The following is a 24,326-nucleotide window of genomic DNA, read 5'->3' on the forward strand; positions in this document are numbered from 1 at the left end:
GGGGGGGGGGGGGTGTTCGGCGGGTCGCGCGGCCGGGGGGTCGGCGGCTGGGCGGCCCCCCGGGCCCCGCCCCCCACGGGTCGGCTCTACCCGGGTTGACGCTACGTTAGAAGGCGGTTTGTACCGCGACCTCGACGCGCGATCCCGCGTTGCCCGGGAACACCTGTTTCGCGGCACCGTCGGTGTCATGCCCGGTCACCCGCAGCTCCCACGGCCCGTGCACCCGCCACACCAGGCTGAGCTGGCCGTGCAGGTAATCCTCGGCCTGCGCGCTGTCCAGCCAGTAATGGCCCACCGCGCCCTCGATGCGCCACTGCCCGCCCAGCGGCAGACGCGCGCCGAGCTGCGCATAGGTGCCGCCGTGGCCACCGGCCAACGCGTTGTCGGAGACGCCGACCTGCAGCCACGCGCGTTGCCGCCAGGTCACCGTGCCGTTGAGCTCGGTCCAGTCCAGATCGACGGTGGTCGAGGGATACAGGTAGCGGGTCAGATTGACGTCCACGCTCCAGTCCGGCGTCACCGCGCCGCTCCAGCCGGCGATGAGATCGAATTCGCTGCGCGCGCCGTTGTCCGGGCGGAACGAGACGCCCGAGCCCCACGCCGAGGCATACCAGCCGGTGGCCGTACCGAGCTTCACGCCGGCCTGCGCGGCCGGATCGCCGTCGCTCTGGGAGCTGCCGCGCCAGACGTAGTCCGAGGTCAGCGTCGCATTGCCCTCCACCGCGGCCGCGGCCGCACCACTCATGACCAGCCCCACCAGCACCGCGCCGCAGCGCAGGCGCTGTTTCAAAGGTTTACCCACCACGTGCCCTGCTCCAGATGACGGCCGCGCCGTCGAGAGCGACAGTGTCGTCAGGCGGGGCGTAACGCCGCCATGGCGTACCCGGGCGATCGGCGCAACGTTTCTGTAAATCCTGCGTCAGGGTGGTGCCCGGTATCATGGCCGCTCTGACCTGTTGCGAGTAATGGCGTGGACGCGATCCTGACCCCGGTATCGATTGGCGAGCTGATCGACAAGATCACCATCCTGGAAATCAAGGCCGAACGCATCGCCGATGCGGGCAAGAACGCCAACGTCCGCAAGGAACTCGAGGGCCTCTGGCCGCTGTGGCAGCAGCAGGTAAGCGCCCAGCCGGGGCTGGAGGCGTTGAAGACGCAGCTCAAGGCAATCAACGAGCGCATGTGGGAGATCCAGGATCAGCTGCGCAACAAGGAAGCAGCGCAGGTGTTCGACGATGCCTTCATCCAGCTGGCGCGCGGTGTCTATGGCACCAATGGCGAGCGGGTCAAAGTCAAGAACGAGATCAACCGCATCGCCGGCTCGCAGCTGGTCGAAGAAAAGCAGTACCAGGGCGAGTAAGCCCGCGGGTACGCCCCGGGCTCAGTGCCCGGTCGCGGCCATGAAGCGTTCGCGGTCCTGCTGGGTACGCCGGCGGATTTCGGCCAGCGCTTCATTCTCGGTGGCTTCCAGCATCGATTCGAACAGCCGCTGGAAGTGGTTGCGCATGGCCGACCGCGCCGCTGCCGGGTCGCGTTGGCGCAGTGCATCCAGAATCCGGGTGTGTTCCTCGTCGCGGGTGTCATCGTCGTTGTGGCAGACGTTGGCGTAGACCTGCTTGACCCGCGGCAGCTCGTTGCGCATCCGCCAGATCAGCTGCACGCAGTGCTCCACCACCGGGTTGCCGGCGATCCGCGCGATCGACAGGTGGAACTGACGATCCGCCTCGCTGGCCGCCGCCTCGCCCGAATTCGGGTCGACCATGGCCGCGATCAGGCCGGCCAGGTCCTCCAGTTCGGCATCGGTGATGCGGCTGGCCGCCATCGCGGCGGCCTCGGCCTCGATCACCGCACGTGCCGCGGTCAGGTCGAACGCCGAGACGTCGGGCAGTGCGCCCGGCGCCTGCGACGGCTTGGCCTTCACGTAAACGCCGGAGCCGGTCTTGATGGTGATCAGGCCCTGCGCTTCCAGCGCGATTTCCGCCTCGCGCACCGTCACCCGGCTCACGCCCAGGCGTTCGGCCAGGTCGCGCTCGCCCGGCAGGCGCGAGCCCGGCGGGAATTCGCCCTTCTCGATCAGCGCGACGATTTCGGCAGCAATGGACTGGTACAGACGGGGTTCGGACATCATCAAAGGCCTGCTGACAGGTGGCTGGGGACCGACACGCGACCGCGCCTTCAGAGAGCGGCGCGGTCGGAAAAACCGCGCCACTGACCTCAGAAGCGGTAGCGCACCCCCAGATAATACCGCCGCCCGTACGTGGTGTACTCGCGGAAGCTGCCGAGGATGGGCATATCCGACACCCGCGGCTCATCGGTGAGGTTGCTGGCCGACAGCGACAACGACAAGTGCTTGTTCACTTTGTAGGTGGCGCGGAAGTCCAGCGAGCCATTGTCCCGCACATAGCGGTTCTGCGACGGGTCGCCGACAAACTGCTGGTAATAGTCGGAGCGGTACTTGTAGATCGCCTGCAGATCGAGCTTGCCCAGGCCCCAGTACACCTGTGCCGACGCCACATGCTTGGACAACCCGAAGATATTGGCCGGCTCGACGATACCCGGGGTCACCACGCCGGTCGAGGGGTCGGTGGACTCGCCCAGGCGCAGGTCTTCGGTCTTGAAGTTGGAATCGGCGTAGTTGTAGCTGGCCTTCACGCCCAGCCCGGAGAAGATCCCCGGCAGGTAGGAGAAACTGTGCGAGGCGGTGAATTCCACGCCGAACAGATCGCTCTTCTGGTCGCTGGTGGCCAACTGCTCCACCGGCACGGTCACGCTTTGGCCGTCGATATCGAACGATTCGTTGACGATCACCGGCATCGAGCCGCCGTTGAACTGCTTGTAGTACAGCGCACCGGACAACATGGTGTCTTCGTTGGCATACCACTCCAGCGAGAGGTCGCCGTTCCACGACATCAACGGCTTGGCGCGCGGGTTGCCGGTGGCGGTGATGCTGCGCAGCGCATCGCCCACGCTGTTGAACTCGGTATCCACCTCGCCCAGGTTGAAGGTGCGGCCAAAGCCTTCAGCGGCCAGGTCCGGACGCGACATCGCCCGATACGCGCCCACGCGCAGCAGCAGGTCCGGGCGCAGTTCGAAGGCCGCGTTGAAGCTGGGCAGCCATTCGGTATTGCTGGACTTGAGCACCTGCGAGGTGTAATCGCCGGTGGGCTCCAGGGTCACGGTGCCGTCGGGATTGTCGATCACATCCAGGCCGCTGCGCAGCCCGACCGAGCGCACCTCGGTGCGCACACCCCGCACGCCGATGTTGCCGGTCACCGGCAGGCCGAACCATTCGGCGCTGTAATCGCCCATCAGGTACAGCGCGCTGGTTTTCTCGGTGACATCGTTGTTGGCCGGGTTGCGCAGGTCCGCGCTCAGCCCGGTGTCGTCCACGCCGGTGAAGGCCTTGAACAGGCAGCGGCTGTCGAAGCTGGCCCACTGGTCGATGGTGTTGCCACTGGCGTTGGCCAGGAAATCGTCCTGCGGGAACGCCTGGCGGCAGGCCAGGTTGGCAGCGCGGATCGCGGCGACATTGGTGGTGGTGACATCCACGGTGTCGGTGTAATCGGTGTAGGTCGCCTCGGAGCGGCGCAGGCCCCCCTTGATCGCGGTGAAGAAGCCGCTTTCCGGGGTGAACGTGGCATCGAAGCGGCCGGCACGGATGGTGTGCTCGCGGTGCTGCTGACGTCGACGCACCAGCGCCGAATCGGTGAAGTTGTCCGGGTTGTTCACATCGAACGCCGGATCCAGGTAAATGCTCGGCACATCACCGCTGTAGTCATAGGTGTAATCGACGTAGCGGGTGTTCTTGATGCCGCCGACCGGCCTGCCGTTGACGTCGGTGCGGCCGGCACGCAGGCGGGTGCTGCGTTCGATCTGATCGCGCTCGGTGTTGGAGTAGGACAGATCGGTGGACAGCGTCCACGCCGGGCTCGGCCGGAAGATCACGTTGAGCCCGCCGCCGGTGTATTCCTCCTGGCGCTCCAGGAAATTGCCGGTGGAATCGACCGTGGTGCTGCCGGTGTGGTGCAGCAGCGCGCCATCGTCGGTGACGACGCGGTTGTTGAGGTTGCGCATCATCGAGGACAGCGACAGATCCGAGCGGTCTTCGGTGTAATCGCGCTTGGAGTGCTGGTAATCCAGGTTCACTTCCACCGTATCGCTGGGCCGCCACTGGAGTGCGGCGAACTGCGAATCGCGCTTGTCGTGCTCGATGAACTGGCGGTAGATGCGGCTGCTGGGCACCAGGTAATACGGCACGCCGTTGGCGACCTGGTTGCCGTTGACCTGGGTGCAGTTGCGCGTTGCGCCAACCACTTCACGGCCATCGCAGGCCACCCAGGTGGAGCTGCTGGAGAACATCTCTTCCGGGTTGCTGCCTTCCAGCGCCTGCACGCCGATGGAGACACCGAGCTTGCCGGCGTTGCCCATGTCGAACTGGTCGATGTAGCTGGCGGTACCGCGCCAGCCGACGCCGTCCTTGTCCTTCAGACGGTCATCGTAGTCCTGCCAGGTGCCCCGGCCATCGAGCTGGAACGTGCGCTTGCCGTACTCCAGTGGTTTGACCGTCTCCATGTTGATCGTGCCCGCCACGCCACCTTCGACGAAGTCGGCGCGCTGGGTCTTGTAGATCGCCACAGAGTTGATCAGCTCGGACGGGAACTGGTTGAAGTTCACCGAGCGGTCGCCACTGCCGTTGGTGGCCTCGCGGCCATTGAAGGTGGACGAACCGAGGAACGGGCCCAGGCCACGGATCGAGATTTCCGACGCACCGCCCTTTTCGCGGTGGGTGGAGGCACCAGTGATCGTTTCGATCGCTTCACCGATCGACAGCGCCGGCAGATCACCGATGTCGTCGGCGGCCAGCACATCGGAGACCACGGTCTCCTCGCGCTTCTTGTCGATCGAGGTCTGGATGGTGCCGCGGATGCCGGTCACCTGGACCTGATCCAGCGTGGTGGCTTGCCCCGGCGGCGAGGCCGGTGCATCGGCGTCCTGTGCGTGGGCCAGCGGCAGGGCCGCGGTGGCACACAGGGCATAGAACAGCGCGCTGTGCAGCGCGGTGCGGCGGAGGCCTCGTGGTGAGGCCGTACGGCGGTCATGCAACATCGTGATCTCCCTCCCAGGATGGATCGTCCGATTACACGGATTCGATCCGGAAGATTCACGACTGATGAACCAATGTCAATGAATTGGTACTAAAGTCTACCCCGCACCACCGTCCAGACCACTTTGCATGGAATTAATGTGCGGACGCAGCAGAAAAATGCGCAAACCACATACCACATGCGCCTAAAGTGGTATGCGATTGTGGTTGACGTTCGCGCACGGCAACCTGTTAGGATCGTGGCTCGCGTCAGTCGCCACGGTTCATCTGGGAGGGTAAGCCCGTGACTTTGCAACACTCGCATGCGCCGTTGGCGCGGCGTCCCATGGCCAAGGCCTTGCTGTTGAGCCTGTCCCTGGCGGCATTCCCTGCCGTGGCGGCCGATCATCTGGTGCGCGACGCTGCTGCCTATGCCACCGCCGTACGCGCCCTCGCCCCCGGCGATATGGTGATCCTGGCGGACGGCGTCTGGCGCGACGTGGACCTGCTTTTCCGGGGATCCGGCAAAATTGGTCAACCAATTAAGTTGACGGCGCAGACCCCCGGCAAGGTGATTCTCAGCGGCCAGTCCCAGCTGCGTCTGGCCGGTGAGCACCTGGAGGTCTCCAACCTCGTCTTCCGCGATGGTTGGGCGCCGGGTGGCGAAGTGGTGTCGTTCCGGCGGTCAGCCAGTGAGTGGGCCAACCACAGCCGGGTGACCGGGATCGTGATCGACCGCTACAACAAGCCGGATCGCCAGCAGTCCGATCACTGGGTGGCGCTGTACGGCCAGCACAACCGCTTCGACCACAACCAGCTGGTCGGCAAGACCAATGCGGGCACCACCCTGGTGGTGGTGCGCAACGCCACCAGCGGCCTGGACAACCAGCACCGCATCGACCACAACTGGTTCGGCCCGCGCCCCAACCTCGGTTCCAACGGCGGCGAGACGATGCGCATCGGCACCAGCCACGATTCGCAGTCCGATTCGCGCACCGTGGTGGAGAACAACTGGTTCGAGCAGTGCGATGGCGAGGTGGAGATCGTCTCCAACAAGTCCGGCGGCAACACTTACCGCGGCAACGTCTTCCAGGACTCGCGCGGCTCACTGGTGCTGCGTCACGGCCATGGCAACCGGGTCGAACGCAATGTGTTCCTCGGCCATGGCAAGGCGCATACCGGCGGCGTGCGCGTGATCAATCGCAACCAGACGGTGCGCGACAACTACTTCGAAGGCATCGCCGGCGACAATTTCGCCGCGGCCTTGAGCGTGATGGCCGGTACCCACAACGCGCCGTTGAACCGCTACGAGCAGATCGATCACGCGGTGATCGAACGCAACAGCTTCATCCAGGTCGGCACGCTGTTGCTGGGCGCGGGGCTGGATGAGGAGCGCAACGCGATGCCAGTGAACAGCCGCATCGCCGGCAACCTGTTCATCGGCGATGGACACCGCGAGCTGCTGCGCACGCAGGGCGATCTCTCCGGCATCAGCTTCGCGGGCAATGTGCAGAGCCCTGCCGCGTCTGCCGGCTTTCCTGGTGGTGTCAGCGGCCAGACCCTGACCCTGCAGCGCGCGGCCAACGGCCTGCTCTACCCCACCGCCGCCATCGATGCCGGTGCCCCGCGCGATCTGACCCCGATTGCCCGCGACCAGGTCGGCGTGGACTGGTACCCCAAGACGCTGCCGACCACCGCCTTGGACAGCGGCGCGGTGCGCAGGGTCGCACCGGGCGAGGACACCCTCACCGCCGCCGTGGCCGCCAGTGCCCCGGGCGACCGGCTGCAGCTGCAGCGCGGCCGCTACACCGTGAGCCAGGTGCTGGCGGTGGACCATCCGCTCAGCGTGGTCGGCCCCGCACGTGGCCAGGCCAGCGTGCAGTTCTCGCGGCCGAGCCTGTTCGAGATCGGCGCGCGCGGTTCGTTGCGCCTGGCGCGGCTGGATATCGACGGCGCGCTCGCCCCGGATGCCGCCGGCAATGCGGTGATCCGCGTGCCGCCGGGCAGCCAGGCCTTCAACTACACGCTGCGCATCGAGGACAGCCGCGTACACGGGCTGACCGCCAACAAGGCCTTCGATGTGATCGCCACCGGCAAGGGCAGCCTGGCCGCGCGGATCGCACTGACCCACGTCACGGTGGAGGACATCACCGGCAGCGTGATCGCCGCGGCCGCCGAGACCGATGACCTGGGCACCTACAACGCCGAGCAGGTGGATCTGCTGGACTCCACGTTCCGCCGCATCGGCGGGCCGGTGGTGAACCTGTATCGCGGCGGCACCGACGAAAGCACCTTCGGTCCGGCGCTGCAGGTGCACGGCAACCAGTTCGAGCAGGCAGGGCTGGCCGATGACACCAGCCTGCGCCTGCATGGCGTGCAGTTCGCCAGCATCCGCGACAACCGCTTCGACCGCAGCGGCCGCATCCGTTTCAGCCATCGCGTCGGGGAACCGACCCTGCGCATGGGCGACAACCCGCTGACGGCCACCGCGCCGTTGCTGTCCGATACCCCTGTTGAGGCCCTGCCATGAATCACGCCCCGCCCCTGATGCTGCTGCTCGCCGCCACGCTTGGCGGGGCCGCGTTGCCCGCTGCGCAGGCCGCACCCGCCGCCCGGCAGGCGCCCGCGGCGTCCGCCACCGCACCGGTGCTGGTCACCGCCGCGCAGTGGACGCAGATGCGTGCCGAGGGTGCGCGCTCGCCACTGTTCGACAAGGAACAGCAGCGTGCCGAACAGCGCGTGCGCGCGATGATGAAGGCCGGCATCGACGTGCCGGTGCCCAAGGACAAGGGCGGCGGTTACACGCACGAACAGCACAAGCGCAATTACCAGGCCATCCAGGCCGCCGGCGCGCTGTATCGGCTGACCGGCGACAAGGCCTATGCCACCTTCGCCCGCGACCTGCTGCTGGGCTACGCCAAGCTCTACCCGGGCCTGGGCGCGCACCCGCAGGGCCGCGGCCAGATTCCCGGCCGGCTGTTCTGGCAGACCCTCAACGATTCGGTGTGGCTGGTCAGCGCGGCGCAGGGCTACGACGCGATCCGCGACACGCTCAGTGACGCCGACCGCAAGACGATCGACGACAACGTGTTCCGCGCGATGGCCGACTTCCTGTCCGGCACGCCGGAGAACTTCGACAAGATCCACAACCACGCCACCTGGGCGGTCGCTGCGGTGGGCATGACCGGCTACGTGCTGCGCGACACCAACTACGTCGACAAGGCGTTGCAGGGCAGCAAGCGCGATGGCAGTGCCGGCTTCCTGAAACAGGTCGATCAGCTGTTCTCGCCGGACGGGTATTACGAAGAAGGCCCGTACTACCAGCGCTATGCACTGGCCCCGTTCATCCTGTTCGCCAACGCCATCGAGCGCAACGAACCGCAACGCGGCATCTTCAAGCGCCGCGACGGCGTGCTGCTCAAGGCGGTCGATGCGCTGGTGCAGAGCAGCTACGGCGGCTACTTCTTCCCGATCAACGACGCCATTCTCGACAAGGGCCTGGACACCGAGGAACTGGTGGCTGGCATCGATATCGCCTACGCGCAGACCGGTGATGCACGCCTGCTGTCGGTCGCCAAAACACAGAAGCGCGTGCTGCTCTCGCCCGAAGGCCTGCAGGTGGCCCAGGCGCTGGCGGAGAACAAGGCCAAGCCGTTTGCCTTCGTACCGACCCTGCTGCGCGATGGCCCGGACGGCACCGAAGGCGCACTGGCGATCCTGCGCATGGGGGGCGAGAACGGCCAGGCGCTGGTGATGAAGAACACCAAGCAGGGCATGGGCCACGGCCACTTCGACAAGCTCAACTGGTTGTTCTACGACAACGGCCAGCGCGTGGTCACCGATTACGGCGCGGCGCGCTTCCTCAACATCGAGGCGAAGGCCGGTGGCATCTACCTGCCGGAGAACAGCAGCTGGGCCCGGCAGACCATCGCGCACAACACGCTGGTGGTGAACGAACAGAGCCACTTCGGCGGCGACTGGAAGAAGGGCCAGCCACTGGCACCGACGCCGCTGCTGTTCGCGGTCAGTGACGATACCCAGATCGCTTCGGCACGGATGGAGGGTGCCTACGACGGGGTCAGCTTCACCCGTACCCAGGCGCTGCTCTCGCACCCCTCGCTGGGCGAGCCGGTGGTACTGGATCTGCTGCGCGTCACCGGCAGCAAGGCCGCGCGCTATGACCTGCCGCTGCACTTCAACGGTCACATCATGGACGTGGGCTTCAAGAGCCAGTCCGCGCTCGCCGCACGTCCGGTGCTGGGCAAGGCCAACGGTTACCAGCACGTCTGGATCGATGCGGCGAGCGAGCCGACCCGCGACGCACGCAGCCTGACCTGGCTGCTGGACGGCCGCTTCTATACCTACCGTTTCGCCAGCACCGCGCCCTCACGCGCGTTGATCGGCGAGAGCGGCGCGAATGATCCCTCGTTCAACCTGCGCCGTGAGCCAATGCTGCTGCAGCGGGTGGATGGCCAGGCCGCCACCACGTTCTACGGCGTGCTCGAACCCCATGGCCAGTACGACGGCACCGCCGAAACCGTGCGGGGCGCCAACAGCCGCATCGACCGCCTCACCCACTACCGCGGCAAGGATGCAGACGTGCTGGTGCTCGACCTGGCCGGCGGCAAGCAGCTCGCCGTGGGCATCGCCGATGACCCGGCCAAGGGCGGATCGCATGAAGTGAGCGGCGGCGGCCACAGCTGGCGCTGGGACGGTGGCTGGAAGCGCTTCGATACCGGCACCCGCACCGGCAAGGACGGCAAATGAAGGTCACCACCCAGGCCCGCACCTATGTCCGTTGGCTGATCGTGGCACTGATCGCCATTGCCACGGTGATCAACTACATCGACCGCAACGCCCTGGCCGTGATGTGGCCGCAGATTTCCAAGGACGTCGGCGCGACCAAGGAAGACTACGCGCTGCTGGTCACGGTCTTCATGCTGTTCTATGCCGCCGGCCAGTTCGTGTTCGGCCGCCTGTTCGACATCATCGGCACGCGGCTGGGCTTTGCGCTGTCGATCGCGGTGTGGTCGATCTCGATCGCGCTGCACTCGGTCACCCACTCCATCCTGTCCTTCAGCATCGTGCGCGCCATGCTCGGCATCAGCGAAGCCGGCGCGTGGCCGGGCGCGGTCAAGGCCAATGCCGAGTGGTTCCCGGCGCGTGAGCGGGCGCTGGCGCAGGGCGTGTTCAATGCGGGCGCGTCGATCGGGGCGATCGTGTCGGCACCGCTGATCGCCGTGCTGTTCCTCTGGCTGGGCTGGCGCGGCACCTTCATCCTGATCGGTGCGATCGGCTTCATCTGGCTGCTGCCGTGGCTGATCATCTACCGCGCCGGCCCGGACAAGCACCCGTGGGTGAGCGCCGCCGAGCGCGCGTTGATCCTGGATGCGCCCACCGAACAACCCGCCGTGCCGGTCCCCGAGTACGTGCCCAGCATGCGCCAGCTGCTGGGCCATCGGCAGACCTGGGGCATCCTGATCTCGCGGTTCTTCCTGGACCCGATCTGGTGGCTGTTCGTGTCCTGGCTGCCGCTCTACCTGGCCGACACCTTCGGCTTCGACATCAAGCAGATCGGCATCTTCGCCTGGGTGCCGTATGTCGGCGCGATGATCGGCAGCCTCGGCGGCGGCTGGTTGTCCGGGCGCCTGATCGGCGCGGGCTGGAGCGTGGACAAGGCCCGCAAGGTGGTGATCACCCTGGGCGGCGCGATCATGGCCCCGGCGCTGCTGGGCGCGGTGCTGGCCACCGATCCGGTCTGGGCCGTGGTGACCATCGCCTTCGTGCTGTTCGGCTTCCAGATCGCCATCGGCAACATCCAGACCCTGCCCGGCGATATCTTCAGTGGCAAATCGGTCGGCTCGGTCGCCGGCCTGGGCGGCATGGCCGCGGTGGCCGGCACGCTGATCACCACGTGGCTGGTGCCGGCGATGACCCACGAATCCTATGCACCCATTTTCATCCTGGTGGCGGCCCTGGTGCCGGCCTCCCTGCTGGCGCTGTGGCTGGTCACCGGTCGCGTGGAAAAAATCCACGGCCCGGTCGAGCGCCGCTGAGCCCTCTTCTTCCCTTTCCCCCCAACGCATCACAGGAGTGTTTCATGACCCAATTCAAGGACAAGGTGGCCATCGTCACCGGTGGCGGCCGTGACATCGGCCGCGAGATCTCGCTCAAGCTTGCCTCGGCCGGTGCCAAGGTCTGCATCAACTACGCCAACGACGAGGCCAGCGCGCAGGAGACCCTCAAACAGGTTGAAGCCGCCGGCGGCACCGCGATCGTGCATCGCGCCGATGTCACCGATGCCAAGGCCGTGGCCGCGATGGTCGCTGCGACCCAGGCTGCGTTCGGCCCGCAGATCGATGTGCTGGTGAACGTCGCCGGTGGCATGGTCCAGCGCCGTCCGCTGGCCGAGATCGACGAGGCGTTCTTCCACAAGGTGATGGACCTCAACATGAGCTCGGTCTACCTGACCACGCATGCGGTGGTGCCGCACATGCCCGAAGGCGGCGCGATCGTGAACTTCGCTTCGCAGGCCGGCCGCGATGGCGGTGGCCCGGGCGCGGCGATCTACGCCACCGCCAAGGCTGCAGTGATGACCTTCACCCGCGCCATGGCCAAGGAGCTGGGCCCGCGCGGCATCCGCGTCAACGCGCTGTGCTGCGGCATGATCGCCACCCGCTTCCATGATGAATTCACCAAGCCGGAAGTGCGCACCGCGGTGGCCGGCAATACGCCGCTGCGCCGCCAGGGCCGACCGCAGGAAGCCGCCGATACCGCGGTGTACCTGGCCTCGGATGCAGCTGGTTTCATCACCGGTGCCAACGTCGACGTCAATGGCGGCACCTACTTCTCCTGATTGACCCGCTGACCGCCTGGGAGGGCCGCCATGCTGCGCTGGATCACTGCATTCTCTCTTGCACTTGCCACCAGCGCCGCGGCGCTGCCCGCCCAGGCCCAGGTCTGGGTGCCGGCCTGGACCGCCTCGCCGGCGCCGGACCGTCTTGATGGCACCCCCGAGGCCCCGGTGCAGTTCGCGAACCAGACCGTGCGCCAGGACATGCGCCTGGGCAGCTCGGCCCGCGCCCTGCGCTTCCGCATCAGCAATGAACTCGGCCAGGCCCCGCTGCATATCGGCGGGGCCTCGGCCCACCTCACCGGCACCGCCACGGCGGCCAGGCCGGTCACCTTCAATGGGCGTGGCGAGATCGTGGTGCCGGTTGGCGCTGCGCTGCTCAGCGACCCGGTCGCGATCACCGCGCCGGCGCTGGCCGACGTCTCGCTCACCCTGTATTTCCCCGTGGCCACCCGCCCGGCCGTGCGCCGCACCGCGCTGCGCATCGCCGAGGGTCGCGCTGCTGCGGTCGGCGACGCGGTCAAACTCGCCTACCGGCAGAACGTGGTCTCCGCCGTGCTCGCCGAACGCGCCAGCAAGCCGGTGGTGGTGGTCGCCCTGGGCGACTCGATCACCGAAGGCGCCACCGCCACCCGCGGCAGCAACGGCGACTGGCCGGCACTGCTGTCGGCCCGTCTGCAGCAGGCGTGCCCTGACCAGGTCGTGGTGGTCAACGCCGGCATCAGCGGCAACAAGGTGATGGATCACGGCCGCAGCCACAGCGCGCTGGCGCGGCTGGATCGCGACGTGATCGCACTGCCGAACGTGGACCGCGTGATCCTGTTCGAAGGCATCAACGACATCCGCCACGACGGCGGCACCCCACCCGTGGCCGGCCGCAACGCCGAGGACATGGTGCTGGGCTACCGGCAGATCGCCGAACGCCTGCACAGCAACGGCATCCGCCCGATTGCCGCCACGATCACGCCGTTCGGTGGCTCCGACCGCTACGAGCCGATCGCGGCCGCCACCCGCACCACGCTCAACGCCTGGATGCGCGGCGGCCGCAGCGGCTTCGATGGCCTGATCGACTTCGACCAGATCCTGCGCGATCCGTCCCACCCGGAAAACCTGCCCGAGGACATCACCCGCGACCACCTGCATCCCAACGACGAGGGCTACCGGCGCATGGCCGAGGGCATCGATCTGGCGCTGCTCGGCTGCCCGGCGCGATGAGTGCCCAGACCTTCCAGGTTGCGGCCGACAACGGCCAGCGCTGGGACGCGCTGGCGCTGGGGGAGGTGATGCTGCGCTTCGATCCCGGCGAAGGCCGGATCCGCAGCGCGCGCCAGTTCACCGTGTGGGAGGGCGGTGGCGAGTACAACGTCGCCCGCGGCCTGTGCAGCACCTTCGCCCATCGCACCGGGGTGCTCACCGCCCTGCCGCGCAACGAGCTCGGCCTGCTCGCCCAGCAGCTGATCCAGGCCGGCGGGGTGGATGCCAGCCAGATCGTGTGGCGCGACTACGATGGCATCGGCCGCAACACCCGGATGGGCCTGAACTTCACCGAGCGCGGCTTCGGGGTGCGTGCGCCGCTGGGTATGTCCGATCGCGCGTACTCGGCGGCCTCGCAGCTGCAGCCGGCGGCGTTCGACTGGGATGCGCTGTTCGGGCAGCACGGCGTGCGCTGGCTGCACACCGGGGGGATCTTCGCCGCGCTGTCCGAGCACAGCGCGCAGACTGCGATCACCGCGGTGCGGGCCGCGCGCCGGCACGGCGTGGCGGTCTCCTACGATCTCAACTACCGCGCCAGCCTCTGGAACAGCCATCCCGACCCGGATGCCGCGCGTCACGCCAACTGCGCCATCGCGGCCGAGTGCGACCTGTTGATCGGCGATGAGTATTCGTTCGCCGCGTGCCTGGGCATGGACCTGAGCGATCTCGGGCGCCGCCACACACCGATGGATGTCGGTCCGGCCGAGGCAGCCGCCGTGCGTGCGATGACGCAGTTCCCGGCGCTGCAGGCGGTGGCGTTCACGCTGCGCGACGCCGCCAACGCCGCCCGCCACGGCTGGGCCGGTGCGCTGCGCACCCGGTCGCAACTGTATGTCTCCGCCGCACGCGAAGTAGACCTGCTCGACCGTGTCGGCGGTGGCGACGCCTTCGTGGCCGGCGTGGTGCATGCCCTGCTCAGCGGCAAGGGCGAGCAGGCAGCGGTGGAGCTGGGCGCCGCGCATGGCGCGCTGGCGATGTCCACGGCGGGCGACTGCGCTGTCACCAGCCTGGCTGAAGTGGAGGCCGTGGCGCGCGGCGATGGGGCGGCGGCGCGGCGCTGAGCGCCCTGCGCGCGAGGACTCAGTGCGCGATCGAGAGGTGTTCCAGGGCCTTGCGCGTAGAGAGCGTCAGCGGCGCGGGCAGTGCATCCGCGGTGAACCACCCCAGCCCGAGCAGTGCCTCGGGCTCCTGCACGGACGCGATCGTGGTGTCCTGCGCCCGCACCAGATACACCGGGGCGACCCAGTGCTGGCCAAGCGCCGGCTCGAAATGATCGACCACGCACAACAGACGCTCCACCGTCACCTGAAGTGCGGTTTCCTCCTCCACCTCACGGATCACCGCGTGTTCGACGGTTTCCATCCAATCGACCTTGCCCCCCGGCAACCCCCAATGCCCCTGCTCAGGCGGACGCCCGCGCTGGACCAGCAGGATCGCGCCGTCGGCGCGCTGGATGACGGCACCACAGCCGAGGCGAGGCTGCTGCAGATCGGTGGATGGGGACATCGGGCATCTCCATGGAAGTGACTCATTATCTCTCGGGCCCCGTGCCTGGATAGCGCCCACGAAAAAGGCCCGGCGATGCCGGGCCTTTCCTGCCACGCCGATCAGGCACGTGGCGATGCGGTCACGCTGGAATTACCAGCTGAAGCGCGGGCCGACCGACCATTCCTTGTCACCGTGGCGATCCATCTTGATGTCGCCGTTGATGCCCCAGTTCTGGTTCAACTTCACCTGGCCACCCAGGCGGCCGTAGAACTGGCCATCCGGATTGACGCCGTGCTTCTTGCTGTAATCCTCGTAGCCGGCCATGGCATAGACTTCGGCGTGCTGGCCGAACGCGGTACGGATACCGGCTTCAGCGCTGTAGCCGTTGAAGTCCAGGCCTTCCTTCGGGTCGAACTTGTTGTAGGCAACGCGGCCCACGAAGTCGGTGCTGTTGCCGATTTCCTGGTTGTAGCCGACGCCGACGCGCCACTGGTCAACCTTGAAGTTTCCGATGTCGGTCTTCTGCTGGTTGTACTCACCGAAGGCGTGGAAGTTCGGCAGGAAGGCATAGGAACCCTTCACGCCCCAACCATCGGCCTTGCCGCCATCTGCGTCGGTCTTGACGTAGTCGGCTTCAGCGTAGTTGTAGGACAGGCCTTCAGCCGCCGAAGCGGTGAACGGGAGGGCGGCGGCCAGGGCCAGAGCAATCAACGAAGTCTTCATGGGGGTACACCTTTATGTCTTGGACTACTTGCACCCGGCATGGAGGCCGGACTGCATCGGGAATGTAAATTCTCCGTTATTCGACACAACCCGCCCTGAAGTTGACCGCGTCCACAAAAGTGAATTTTGGGGCGGCGTTCAGACGCGCTCTGGCATACGCGCGTGGCTTTTTTCAGGCGATGACGGCGTGAGTGCGGCCTGGCGGGATGATCACGCGGAGCCATCAGGCAGGGAGTCGCGGCGGGCAAGCCGGAAAGGATTCTGGTCACGACGGTGCCCTTTCGGGGCGTCACGCGCTGGGGAAGCCGCTCTTGGGGAGTTATCGGCTAACGCGCCCATCCTCCTGGATGCACCGAGGTCCGTGCCGTGGGGCGTTGGACCGCAGGGCGCCGTGGGGCGTCCTGCCCGGCAACCCCATCATGTGCTGAATACGTCAGCGCGCCTATCAGGATGTTCCGCACAATGACTCAGAGTTTTCTGACTTTTGTCCCGAAGGCGGCCGAAAATGTCCGATTGAATGCTGAATCTGTTCACCTCGTGTCCTGTCTGGACACATTCACCGGCCGCAAAGGCCACCGCGCGCAGTGTCGAGGTTCCGTCCCCCGGTTCGTCGTATGTCATGAAGGCGCCCATCCCGGCGCGTCATCTGGAGCACTGCCATGGCCTATATCGATGGTTTTGTACTTGCCGTGCCGAACGCGAACAAAGCGAAATTCCTGGAACACGCCCACATGGGCGATGCGATCTGCATCGAGCATGGCGCGCTGCGCGTGGTGGAGTGCTGGGGCGACGATGTCCCGCATGGCAAGCAGACCGACTTCCATCGTGCGGTGGCGGCCAAGGACGATGAGGCCGTGTTGTTCTCCTGGATCGAATGGCCGGACAAGGCCACGCGCGATGCCGGCATGCAGAAGATGATGGAGGATCCACGGATGAACCCGGAGAACAATCCGATGCCGTTCGACGGCAAGCGGATGATCTACGGCGGCTTCGTGCCGGTGGTGGAACTGAAGCAGTGAGCGGGGGCCAGGAGGGGCACGGCCGTTGCGGCAGCGCCGCTTGAGTGCGCGCTGGGGCACCGGCATGCTCGGTGCTCCAGGCTGACAGGGAGCACGCGCCATGATGACGATGCTGCCTGCCAGGCGACCGTCATCAGGGAGCGAGACGCATGGCCGCAGCACGTTCGGGAATGTTTCACTGCCTGCTCTTCCTGGGGCTGGCGGTCACCGCGACCGCCAGCCCGTCGGCCCACGCCGAGGCGCCGGGCCTGATGCAGTACCAGCGCGCCGAACGTGTGCTCGACCAGCGGCTGCGCGGCAAGGTCCGCAATGCCACCGTCGCGCCGCGCTGGCTGGAGGACGGCCGCTTCTGGTATGCGCGCCAGGAGCACGATGGCCGCACCCGCTACCTGCTGGTCGATCCGGCGGCCTCCACGCGCACGGCGCTGTTTGACCAGGACGTCATGCAGGCGGCACTGCAGGTTGCCGGGGTCGCCGATCCAGGCGCGGTGATGCAGCAGGTGGACCGCGTCGCCCTTAGCGGCGATGGAGTGCGGATCACGCTGCGCGTGGACCCACAGCGGGTGGTGATGTGCACGCTGCCGATGCCGTGCGAGATGCACGCGTTACCGGTCGCCGACCTGCGCGACCTGCCTGCGCCGGACGGTCGGCACAGCGTGCGGGTCGAGCAGGACAACCTCTGGCTGCGGCGTGGTACCGACGGTGAACGACGGGCGCTCACCGTGGATGGCGAGCCCTCGTACGGCTATGGGGTACTGCCCGATTTTGCATTGCGCGGTATTCCGCGGCGGGAAGGCCGGATGCAGATGCCGCCGTTCGCGGTCACCTGGTCGCCGGACAGCCAGCGCCTGTTCGGCGTGCGCTACGACGAACGTCAGGTCCTGCCCTATTCCTACCTGGCGACCGCGCCGACCACCGGGTTCCGCCCGGTCGTGCATGAAGTGCGCCTGGGCCTGCTGGGCGACGCCGAGCAGGTCCGCGATACCTGGTTCGTCACCGAGGTGGAGGGCGGCACCCGCAGCATCGCCGTTCCCGAGGGCTGGCACACGTTGACCGAAGCCGGCGTGCTGGGCTGGTCGGCCGATGCCGGCAAGGTCTATACGGCGATCGTGCGCTATGACCCCCCCGCACGGCTGCGCCTGGTCGAGGTGGATGTCCGCACCGGCAGCGTGCGTACCGTGCGGGAAGAGCGCAGCGATACCCGCGTGCAGCTCAACAGCTATCCCTACAACCGGCCGGCGGTGCACGTCCTGCAGCACGACGATGGCATCGTCTGGTTCTCGCAGCGCGATGGCTGGGGCCATCTGTACCTGGTCGATCGCCGCGATGGACGTGTCGTGCGTCAGCTGACGAAGGGCGCATGGCTGGTGCGCGATGTGGTCGGCGTCGATGAGGTGCGTCGCCAGGTGCTGTTCACCGCCGGCGGGCGCGAACCGGGCGATCCCTATCAGCGGCGCCTGTACCGCGTGTCGCTGGACGGTGGCGCCCCGGTCCTGCTCACACCGGAGGCAGCCGATCATGCGATCGATGGCGGAACCGGCGTGCTCATGGGCGGGCGGTCCTCCCACCTGCTGTCGCCTTCCGCGGCTTACGTGGTCGACAGTTACTCGCGGGTGGACCAGGTGCCAGTCAGCGTGCTGCGCGCCACCAGCGATGGCCGTGCCGTACTGGAACTGGAACGCGCCGACGCCCACGCGGTGCAGGCCGCCGGCTGGACGCCCCCGCAACGGGTGAGCGTCCTCGCCGCCGATGGCCACACCGAACTGCAGGCCACGGTCTATCTGCCGCCCGGCTACCGCGAGGACGGACGTCATCCGGTCATCGATGCGATGTACGGCGGACCGCACATCACCAATGCGCCGGTCGGTTTCGTCGAGGCCACCGCGACGATGAATCCGGTCGCGCGCGCCAGCCTGGCCCAGCTCGGCTTCGTGGTGGTGAGCATCGATGCGCGCGGCACGCCCGGACGCTCCAAGGCCTTCCACGATGCCAGCTTCCTGACCGCAGCCGATCTGCAGCTGGATGATCACGTCGCAGCGATCGGGGACCTGGCCAAACGCTATCGGGGCATGGACCTGACACGGGTCGGCATCTACGGGCATTCCTTCGGCGGCTACAGCGCGGCGCGTGCCCTGCTGCGCCATCCGGCGTTCTACAAGGTCGGGGTGGCTTCGGCCGGCAGCCACAGCTTCCAGGGCATGTACGGTGGCGCGATCCACGGCATGGACCGCCTGGTCGTCGGCCAGCCGGTCTATGCCGACGGTACCGCGGTGCGCCCACAACCGGATGCGGTGCCCGCGCTGTTCCAGCCGCTGGCCAACGATGCCCTGGTCGACCGCCTGCAGGGCCGGCTGATGCTGGTCTACGGCGACCTGGACGAGAACGCGATGCCGGCCCTGACCCTGCAGCTGGCGCGCGCCCTCACGCTGGCCAACAAGGACTACGATCTGCTGTACCTGCCCAACCAGGATCACGAACTGTTCCGCAACGATGATTACTACATGCGCCGGATGTGGGATTACTTCGTCACCCATCTGATGGGTGCGACGCCGCCACCGTACCGGATCGGGGCGGCGGCTTTGCCATGAGGTGATGCGGGCCGCTCAGCGGTGGGTATCGGTATCGTCCGGCCCGCCCCCCATGGCACCACCGCCCATTCCTCCCATTCCTCCCATACCACCGCCACCGCCGCCTTTACCGCCACCCTTGTCACCCGCATCGCCCTTGCCCTTCGCACCGGCCGAAGGTCGTGCCGGACCCTGGCGCGGGATGGCAACCGTGGTTGGAATCGGATCCAGGTCCAGTGCCTGACGGATGAAGTCGCGCAGCGACACCACCAGGTCGGCCGTAGGAACGACGCGGCCCTGGGCCATCTCGTTGGCGGCGTGCGCAGCCAGGCGCACCTGCTCATCCGTGCCCAGCAGCACGATGTCCGACAGGGCCGCTTCCACTGCATCACGGATACGACGCGCACGCTCGCCACCGCTCTCGGCCTCCGCCGGCAGATGCAGCGCATCGCCTTCTTCGCTCCCCTCGGGCAGCGCGCGGAAATCGCGGCGATGGCGTGGATCGACATCGAGCGTGCCGGTGAACGATCCGCCGAGGACTTTGTAAGCCGCGATCAGCGTGCGCAGACGCTCGTTGATCTGGCGATTCTCACGCTCGCGGCGCTGCTGCATGGTCTGCATGACCAGCAGCCGGATGCCGACACCGATCAGGGTGATGACCGCCAGGCCGACCAGGGTCGAGAGCATGGCCTGCCAGGAGCTGAAATCGAGTCCGCGCATTGGAATGCTTCCAGAAGCCAACGGCCAGATTAGCAAGAGCGTGTGCGCAGCATCGTCAAGGCGGCGCCATGCTCAACCTGTGCAGTACTGCTCCAGCTGTACGATCCGGGCCTGATAGGCGTCTTCCAGGCAGGCCGCATCGCTGCACTGGTTGCGTCGATGCTGCAGCCACTGCCGCTGATCGGTGCGCAATGCGACCCGGTCACCCCCACATGCAGGTGCATCGGCATAGGCGCGCGCCATGCGAACGTCCAGCGCTGCCAGGATGGGGTGCGTGCATAGCAGGTGTTCGGCAGGATGGCTCGCCCGCGCGCAGTCGAAGCTGGGCCGCGCCGCGGCTTCGTCAGCCTCCCGGGCCATGCGTGCCATCATGCCGGCGTAGCCGCCTTCATCTGCAGGCTCGGCCTGTACTGCGATCCGCTCGACGGCAGCGGGCCCACGCTGCGGATCACTGGACACTGTGGATCCCGAGCCCAGGTCGAAGCCATCGATCGTCGCCGCCATCGGAGTCGCTTCGGAGTCGGGATCGACGTCGCTCAGCTCTGGCACGCTGACCTCCCTGGGGAGGCCAGCGGCCGCAGCCACGTTACGTCGCCGCTTCTCGTTTTCGGCAGCCACAGCAGAAAGTTCCGAAAGTTCGTTGGGCGTCACCAGGAACTGGCCCGCCGCCAGGCCGTAGGTGACTTCGATATTGTTCATCACAATACGCCGCCACCACCCGGGGCGATCCTGTTCATTGCGGTCTTTCACACGCTGCAGTGCCTGCCGGGCAGCCGCATAGGCCTGCGGATCCTGCTCGGGAATCTGTGCGTAGGCATCTTCCAGGCGATCAAGCATCAACTGCGTGGCAGCGACGTTGTACTTGACGCGCATGGCAACGCACTTTGTCGTCGCCCCCGCACCGAAACACTCGGATCGGAACTCCATCGCCAGCATGTCCAGGCGAATCGCCCGACCCTGCTGGCAACCAGCAAGCACGACTACCAGCACAACCAACAGAATTTTCTTCAATGCGTTTCCCCTGATGCGTCCAATGCTTGATGACCTGCGACAGCCGCCATTCCGCAGACATACTCCTCCATGCGCGGGCGATAATGCGAGATCAGGCCGAATACGTCACGTCAGGAGTTTCCCTACAAACTCCATGCGCAGGCGTTTGTTCCCTGCCGTTGACTTTAGGATATCCTTGCCCGCGAAAGGATACAGGGGGACGGCGTGGCCGCCGGAGCAGAACGAGGTGCCCATTGGCACCTGGATAATGAGTCGTGGGTGCAGGATGGAACCGGATTTTCTCTGGTCGCCATCGGCACTGCCGTGCCTCCACCTACACTGAGCGATCTGGACTATCTGTCTGGCGCGTATCGCATGCCCGATGGTGGTTATCTGCCGGGCAGCTTCCGGTTTTCTCCCTTTACCGGCCAACGGCTTGCGCGGCGCCCGGTGCAGCAGTGGCGGACCCCGTTTGGCGGGGATGACGGCGGACGCAGTTGCACCGCCGCCGTGACGGCCCCGCTACCCTCAACGCTTCAAGCGTTGTTCGATCAGCTGCAGCGAAGCGGCCAGTCAATGCAGGACGCCGCCGAGGTGATCAAGTCACCGCAGCCGAGTGGTCTGTTCTTCTTCACCAGCCGCGCTGGTGGGCATCGCGATGGGTTGTTCGCGGCGAGCCGTTCCGGCCAGCTTTCGCTGTGGCAGAACGGTCACCGCCATTGGGTGACGCTGGCACCCCGCGGTGTCTCACTCGGCCGCAGCCATCTTGAAACATGGGCGAATGCGACATTGACGCTGCCGCGCGACGATGGCCATCAGATGATCCTTGCGACCGACGCAGGTGCCGATTGCGTCAGCGTCGATGCGATGACGTTGAGCTACCAGATCGATCGCGCTGTCGGCCGCACCTTGGGTGCCCCCGGCCTGCTGGACGATATCGCCCTCGTGCCACAGGAACATGAGGGCCGATGGGGCCTTGCGATCCGTCGGCCCGGTGAAGCGTGGCAGCAGCAGCTGCTGATGCTGGACGCGCCCCTGCAGGTGCTTTCGGCGCCGATCAGCGATCCGGCGCACCGGAGCTTGTTCTGGATCGGCCCGCAGGGAGTGCTGAGCGTGCGTCTGGACGGCCAGGGCGACGCTTCCGCCCGCTGGCAGAGCTGGCCCGAGGGCTACCAGGCCAACCCGGTTCTGGGGCCTCCGTATCGCGATGGCGAAGGCTTCTGGCAGCTGCTGTACGACACCCGGGACAAAAAATGGATCGTCATCCGGCTGGACGCCGCCCTGCCCGAGCAGCGCGCCGCGCCGCGCGGATCCACCAGCACCGGCCGTACCAGTTTTCAGTTCAACGTGCGCCTGGAGCGCCCGTGGGACGAGTTCGATCATGACCTGTATACGGTGAGCCATGTGGTCTATCCGTTTCTGGACGTCGTCGAACCGCAGCTGATGCTGTCGCTCCACGCCCCGCTTCCGCAGCAGCGCAGCCTGCTGTCATTCTTCGAGAGCCAGGCCACCGTGCATGCGACATTCTGCCTGGAGCAGATTGGTGGTCGCGCACACACCTATGCCATGGACACGCCCTCACCCTGGAACGCGCAGTGGTTCGTTCACGATGACGCGCTGTGGCTGTGGGTGGACGCGCGCGGCACCCTGCTGCGTTGGAGCCTGCCGCAATGACCGGGTCCGTGTTGAAGCATCTGCTGGGCGTCGCGGTGGTGCTGGTCAGTAGCGTCGTTACGACTGTCGGGGCGGCCGAGCTGCGGCAGGCGGTCCTGGTGCAGAACTCCGGCTGGATGGAGCCGTTCTACGTCGATGCCGACTCCCCTTTCAAGCCGCTTGTTGCGCAGCTGGCCCAGGCGGCGGCTGGGCAGGGTGAGGTCGTGGTGGGCGCGTTCAACCAGTCCGACGCCACCCATCCCTCGCCGGAGTGGGTGTATCGCGGACCGGGAAACCACCCGGGGCTTGCCCAGGCGATGACGCGCCTGCAGATGGCGCGCAAAGGCAGCGGCGCGCTCGCCGATACCGACTTCAAGGAAGCGCTGCTCGGTGCGATCGAGGTGGGCCTGGAGGGCCGCCCAGGCATCATCTGGATCGTCACCAACAACAAAAACAGTCCCAACAACAGTACCGAGGTCGTGGCCCGCAATCGCGAGTTCTACGAGTTGCTGCACGGTGAGGACGTCATCAGCCGGATCGTTGCGTTCCCGCTGAAGATGCCGGTACAGGGGCAGCACTACCGCGCCAACGGCTTGATGCTGTACGCCCTGGCTTACGGCGAGCCGGCGTCGGCCGCGCTGGATGCAGTACTCGCGCAACCGGCTCTGACCACACTGCTTCCCGAGGGACATGTGCGCCTCAAGCCGCTGACCGAAGCGGCCGTGCGCTTCAGCCCGACCGGCGTGACGGATTCGCCTGGCATCGCTGCTGGCCTCGCCGCCGACGGCCACACCCTCGTGCTGTCGTTCGACGCCAGCACGCAGGTGCGAACCGCACAGGTGCAGGGCCGGTTCGAGAATCTGTTCAATCCCTACCGCATCGTCAGTGCTGACACGTCGTTGGTGACGCCGCCGGCGATCGGCCTGCAGGGCGAGATGTCCACGCATTCGCTGCAGGCGCTGGATCCCGGCAAACAGAGCGACCCGTTGACCCTGCGTCTGTCGTTGCCCCCGCTGCCGTCGCAGTGGTCGCGTGAGGTGCTGCTGCGCAGCGGCTATGAACGGCGCGGGGCGATCGATATCCACCTGGACAACCAGCAGCTGGAAGTGTCGCCGCAGTTCCGCGCGCACATGGCCGACCTGTTCCCCGGTGATGCACTGCCCGAGGTCTTCCTTCCTCCCGTCACGGCCAATGCCTCGGTCACCCGGGTTCCGCTGCTGCTTCGGGTGCAGTACCCGGTGTGGCCGGCCGTGGTGGTGTATGGCGGCGGCCTGCTCGCGCTGATCGGTGCGCTGCTGTTTCTCGTGCTGGTGACCGGCGCGCGCAAAGCAACGGTGTGGATCGATGATCAGCCCCAGCACCTCCGGCTCAAACCGTTCACCACTACCGAAGTGCGCGACGCCAACGGCACGCACGTTGCCACGGTCCGACGCGGCGCGTTCAAGCCTCGTGTGAGCTGGGCCCAACCCGATACATCCATCCGCATCAACTAAGCGTTCCACCGCCAAGGACAGAGCATGAGCCAGAAGAGTTCCCTCCCCGCGCCAGTGACCGACCAGCCGGCCACCGCCACGCCGTCCGAACAAACCGCACTGGCGACAACAGCGGGAACACAGCAGCCAACCGCTACCTTCACCGGTGACTGGGACATCCAGGTCGGCGAGCAGACCAGCAGTCGCGATGCACTGATTGGTGGGGTAGTGCTGCTGGTGCTGGCCGTGCTGTTCTTCGTGGTGAAGAACACGTATGCCAACTGGCGGGTCAAGGAGCGCGTCGCGCCGAGTCGCGCCAATGCGTCGGGCTGGTTTCTGTTCATCGGTCTGATGGCCGTCGCCACCGTGACCGTGCTGGCCTTCGTCAACGCCGGGCGGTTCCTGGCGCCGTTGTATCTGGTGCCGATGAGCGCCCTGGCCGGCGTGTCGTTGATCGCCTGGCTCGCCACCTTCTCCGCCAAGCGTTGATCCAGAGGTCCGCCG

Annotated in this window: 19 protein-coding genes; 12 read left to right on the forward strand and 7 right to left on the reverse strand. The window is 66.7% G+C overall.

Annotated features, from left to right (window positions below; genetic code table 11):
* Positions 1 to 106: 106 nt before the first annotated feature.
* The gene (locus ABE546_RS14180; protein WP_346464248.1) at positions 107 to 745 is read right to left on the reverse strand and encodes a TorF family putative porin; all 639 of its coding nucleotides are present in this window, start codon (positions 743 to 745) and stop codon (positions 107 to 109) included.
* Positions 746 to 970: 225 nt separating this feature from the next.
* On the opposite strand from ABE546_RS14180, the gene ABE546_RS14185 reads away from it, so the two are divergent.
* Positions 971 to 1,360: a DUF6165 family protein gene (locus tag ABE546_RS14185; RefSeq protein WP_346464166.1), complete on the forward strand. Its 390-nt coding sequence runs from the start codon at positions 971 to 973 to the stop codon at positions 1,358 to 1,360.
* A gap of 21 nt (positions 1,361 to 1,381) precedes the next feature.
* Here ABE546_RS14185 and ABE546_RS14190 read toward each other — a convergent pair whose 3' ends face one another.
* Both ABE546_RS14190 and ABE546_RS14195 read right to left on the reverse strand, forming a co-directional pair.
* The gene (locus ABE546_RS14190; RefSeq protein ID WP_088432357.1) at positions 1,382 to 2,125 is read right to left on the reverse strand and encodes a FadR/GntR family transcriptional regulator; all 744 of its coding nucleotides are present in this window, start codon (positions 2,123 to 2,125) and stop codon (positions 1,382 to 1,384) included.
* An 89-nt stretch (positions 2,126 to 2,214) separates the two neighbouring features.
* Complete coding sequence (locus tag ABE546_RS14195; protein WP_346464168.1) at positions 2,215 to 5,106, reverse strand: TonB-dependent receptor; 2,892 nt, start codon at positions 5,104 to 5,106, stop codon at positions 2,215 to 2,217.
* Between the two features lie 281 nt (positions 5,107 to 5,387).
* Between ABE546_RS14195 and ABE546_RS14200 the strand changes: the two genes are divergently transcribed.
* From ABE546_RS14200 to ABE546_RS14225, 6 genes are read left to right on the forward strand one after another with little or no spacing between them, the layout of a single operon-like run.
* Positions 5,388 to 7,613: a polysaccharide lyase 6 family protein gene (locus ABE546_RS14200; protein ID WP_346464170.1), complete on the forward strand. Its 2,226-nt coding sequence runs from the start codon at positions 5,388 to 5,390 to the stop codon at positions 7,611 to 7,613.
* The gene (locus ABE546_RS14205) at positions 7,610 to 9,850 is read left to right on the forward strand and encodes an oligoalginate lyase (protein WP_346464172.1); all 2,241 of its coding nucleotides are present in this window, start codon (positions 7,610 to 7,612) and stop codon (positions 9,848 to 9,850) included. Before ABE546_RS14200 ends, ABE546_RS14205 begins: the two co-directional genes overlap by 4 nt.
* The gene (locus ABE546_RS14210) at positions 9,847 to 11,139 is read left to right on the forward strand and encodes an MFS transporter (protein ID WP_313208819.1); all 1,293 of its coding nucleotides are present in this window, start codon (positions 9,847 to 9,849) and stop codon (positions 11,137 to 11,139) included. The genes ABE546_RS14205 and ABE546_RS14210 overlap by 4 nt, the downstream gene beginning before the upstream one ends.
* Before the next feature lie 44 nt (positions 11,140 to 11,183).
* Complete coding sequence (locus tag ABE546_RS14215; protein WP_346464174.1) at positions 11,184 to 11,939, forward strand: glucose 1-dehydrogenase; 756 nt, start codon at positions 11,184 to 11,186, stop codon at positions 11,937 to 11,939.
* Between the two features lie 30 nt (positions 11,940 to 11,969).
* Complete coding sequence (locus tag ABE546_RS14220; RefSeq protein ID WP_346464176.1) at positions 11,970 to 13,151, forward strand: GDSL-type esterase/lipase family protein; 1,182 nt, start codon at positions 11,970 to 11,972, stop codon at positions 13,149 to 13,151.
* The gene (locus ABE546_RS14225) at positions 13,148 to 14,251 is read left to right on the forward strand and encodes a sugar kinase (RefSeq protein WP_313208821.1); all 1,104 of its coding nucleotides are present in this window, start codon (positions 13,148 to 13,150) and stop codon (positions 14,249 to 14,251) included. Before ABE546_RS14220 ends, ABE546_RS14225 begins: the two co-directional genes overlap by 4 nt.
* Positions 14,252 to 14,270: 19 nt before the next feature.
* On the opposite strand, the gene ABE546_RS14230 is transcribed toward ABE546_RS14225, so the two are convergent.
* A complete protein-coding gene (locus ABE546_RS14230) occupies positions 14,271 to 14,696 on the reverse strand; it encodes an NUDIX domain-containing protein (RefSeq protein WP_313208822.1) in 426 nt (141 codons plus the stop codon).
* Positions 14,697 to 14,828: 132 nt separating this feature from the next.
* Positions 14,829 to 15,401, reverse strand: a complete 573-nt coding sequence (locus tag ABE546_RS14235; protein ID WP_121044142.1) for an Ax21 family protein — start codon at positions 15,399 to 15,401, stop codon at positions 14,829 to 14,831.
* Positions 15,402 to 16,060: 659 nt separating this feature from the next.
* Here ABE546_RS14235 and ABE546_RS14240 point away from each other — a divergent pair.
* Together ABE546_RS14240 and ABE546_RS14245 are read left to right on the forward strand one after the other, a co-directional pair.
* Positions 16,061 to 16,420: a DUF1428 domain-containing protein gene (locus ABE546_RS14240; protein WP_313208823.1), complete on the forward strand. Its 360-nt coding sequence runs from the start codon at positions 16,061 to 16,063 to the stop codon at positions 16,418 to 16,420.
* 149 nt (positions 16,421 to 16,569) lie between these two features.
* Positions 16,570 to 19,008, forward strand: coding sequence for a DPP IV N-terminal domain-containing protein (locus ABE546_RS14245; protein ID WP_346464177.1), 2,439 nt, complete (start codon positions 16,570 to 16,572; stop codon positions 19,006 to 19,008).
* A gap of 15 nt (positions 19,009 to 19,023) precedes the next feature.
* On the opposite strand, the gene ABE546_RS14250 is transcribed toward ABE546_RS14245, so the two are convergent.
* Together ABE546_RS14250 and ABE546_RS14255 are read right to left on the reverse strand one after the other, a co-directional pair.
* Positions 19,024 to 19,707 (reverse strand): hypothetical protein, encoded by a 684-nt coding sequence (locus ABE546_RS14250; protein ID WP_313219924.1) that lies wholly within the window; start codon positions 19,705 to 19,707, stop codon positions 19,024 to 19,026.
* A 72-nt stretch (positions 19,708 to 19,779) separates the two neighbouring features.
* A complete protein-coding gene (locus ABE546_RS14255; RefSeq protein ID WP_346464179.1) occupies positions 19,780 to 20,718 on the reverse strand; it encodes a lysozyme inhibitor LprI family protein in 939 nt (312 codons plus the stop codon).
* 204 nt (positions 20,719 to 20,922) lie between these two features.
* On the opposite strand from ABE546_RS14255, the gene ABE546_RS14260 reads away from it, so the two are divergent.
* The 3 genes from ABE546_RS14260 to ABE546_RS14270 are packed head-to-tail and all read left to right on the forward strand — an operon-like array spanning position 20,923 to position 24,311.
* Positions 20,923 to 22,371, forward strand: a complete 1,449-nt coding sequence (locus tag ABE546_RS14260) for a hypothetical protein (protein ID WP_346464181.1) — start codon at positions 20,923 to 20,925, stop codon at positions 22,369 to 22,371.
* Positions 22,368 to 23,843: a hypothetical protein gene (locus tag ABE546_RS14265; protein ID WP_313219921.1), complete on the forward strand. Its 1,476-nt coding sequence runs from the start codon at positions 22,368 to 22,370 to the stop codon at positions 23,841 to 23,843. The genes ABE546_RS14260 and ABE546_RS14265 overlap by 4 nt, the downstream gene beginning before the upstream one ends.
* A 24-nt stretch (positions 23,844 to 23,867) precedes the next feature.
* Entirely contained in the window at positions 23,868 to 24,311 is a 444-nt protein-coding gene (locus ABE546_RS14270; RefSeq protein WP_346464182.1) for a hypothetical protein, read from the forward strand.
* Positions 24,312 to 24,326: the final 15 nt, after the last annotated feature.

The sequence above is a fragment of the Stenotrophomonas sp. TWI377 genome (assembly GCF_039674525.1).
In the GTDB taxonomy this organism is placed as follows: domain Bacteria; phylum Pseudomonadota; class Gammaproteobacteria; order Xanthomonadales; family Xanthomonadaceae; genus Stenotrophomonas.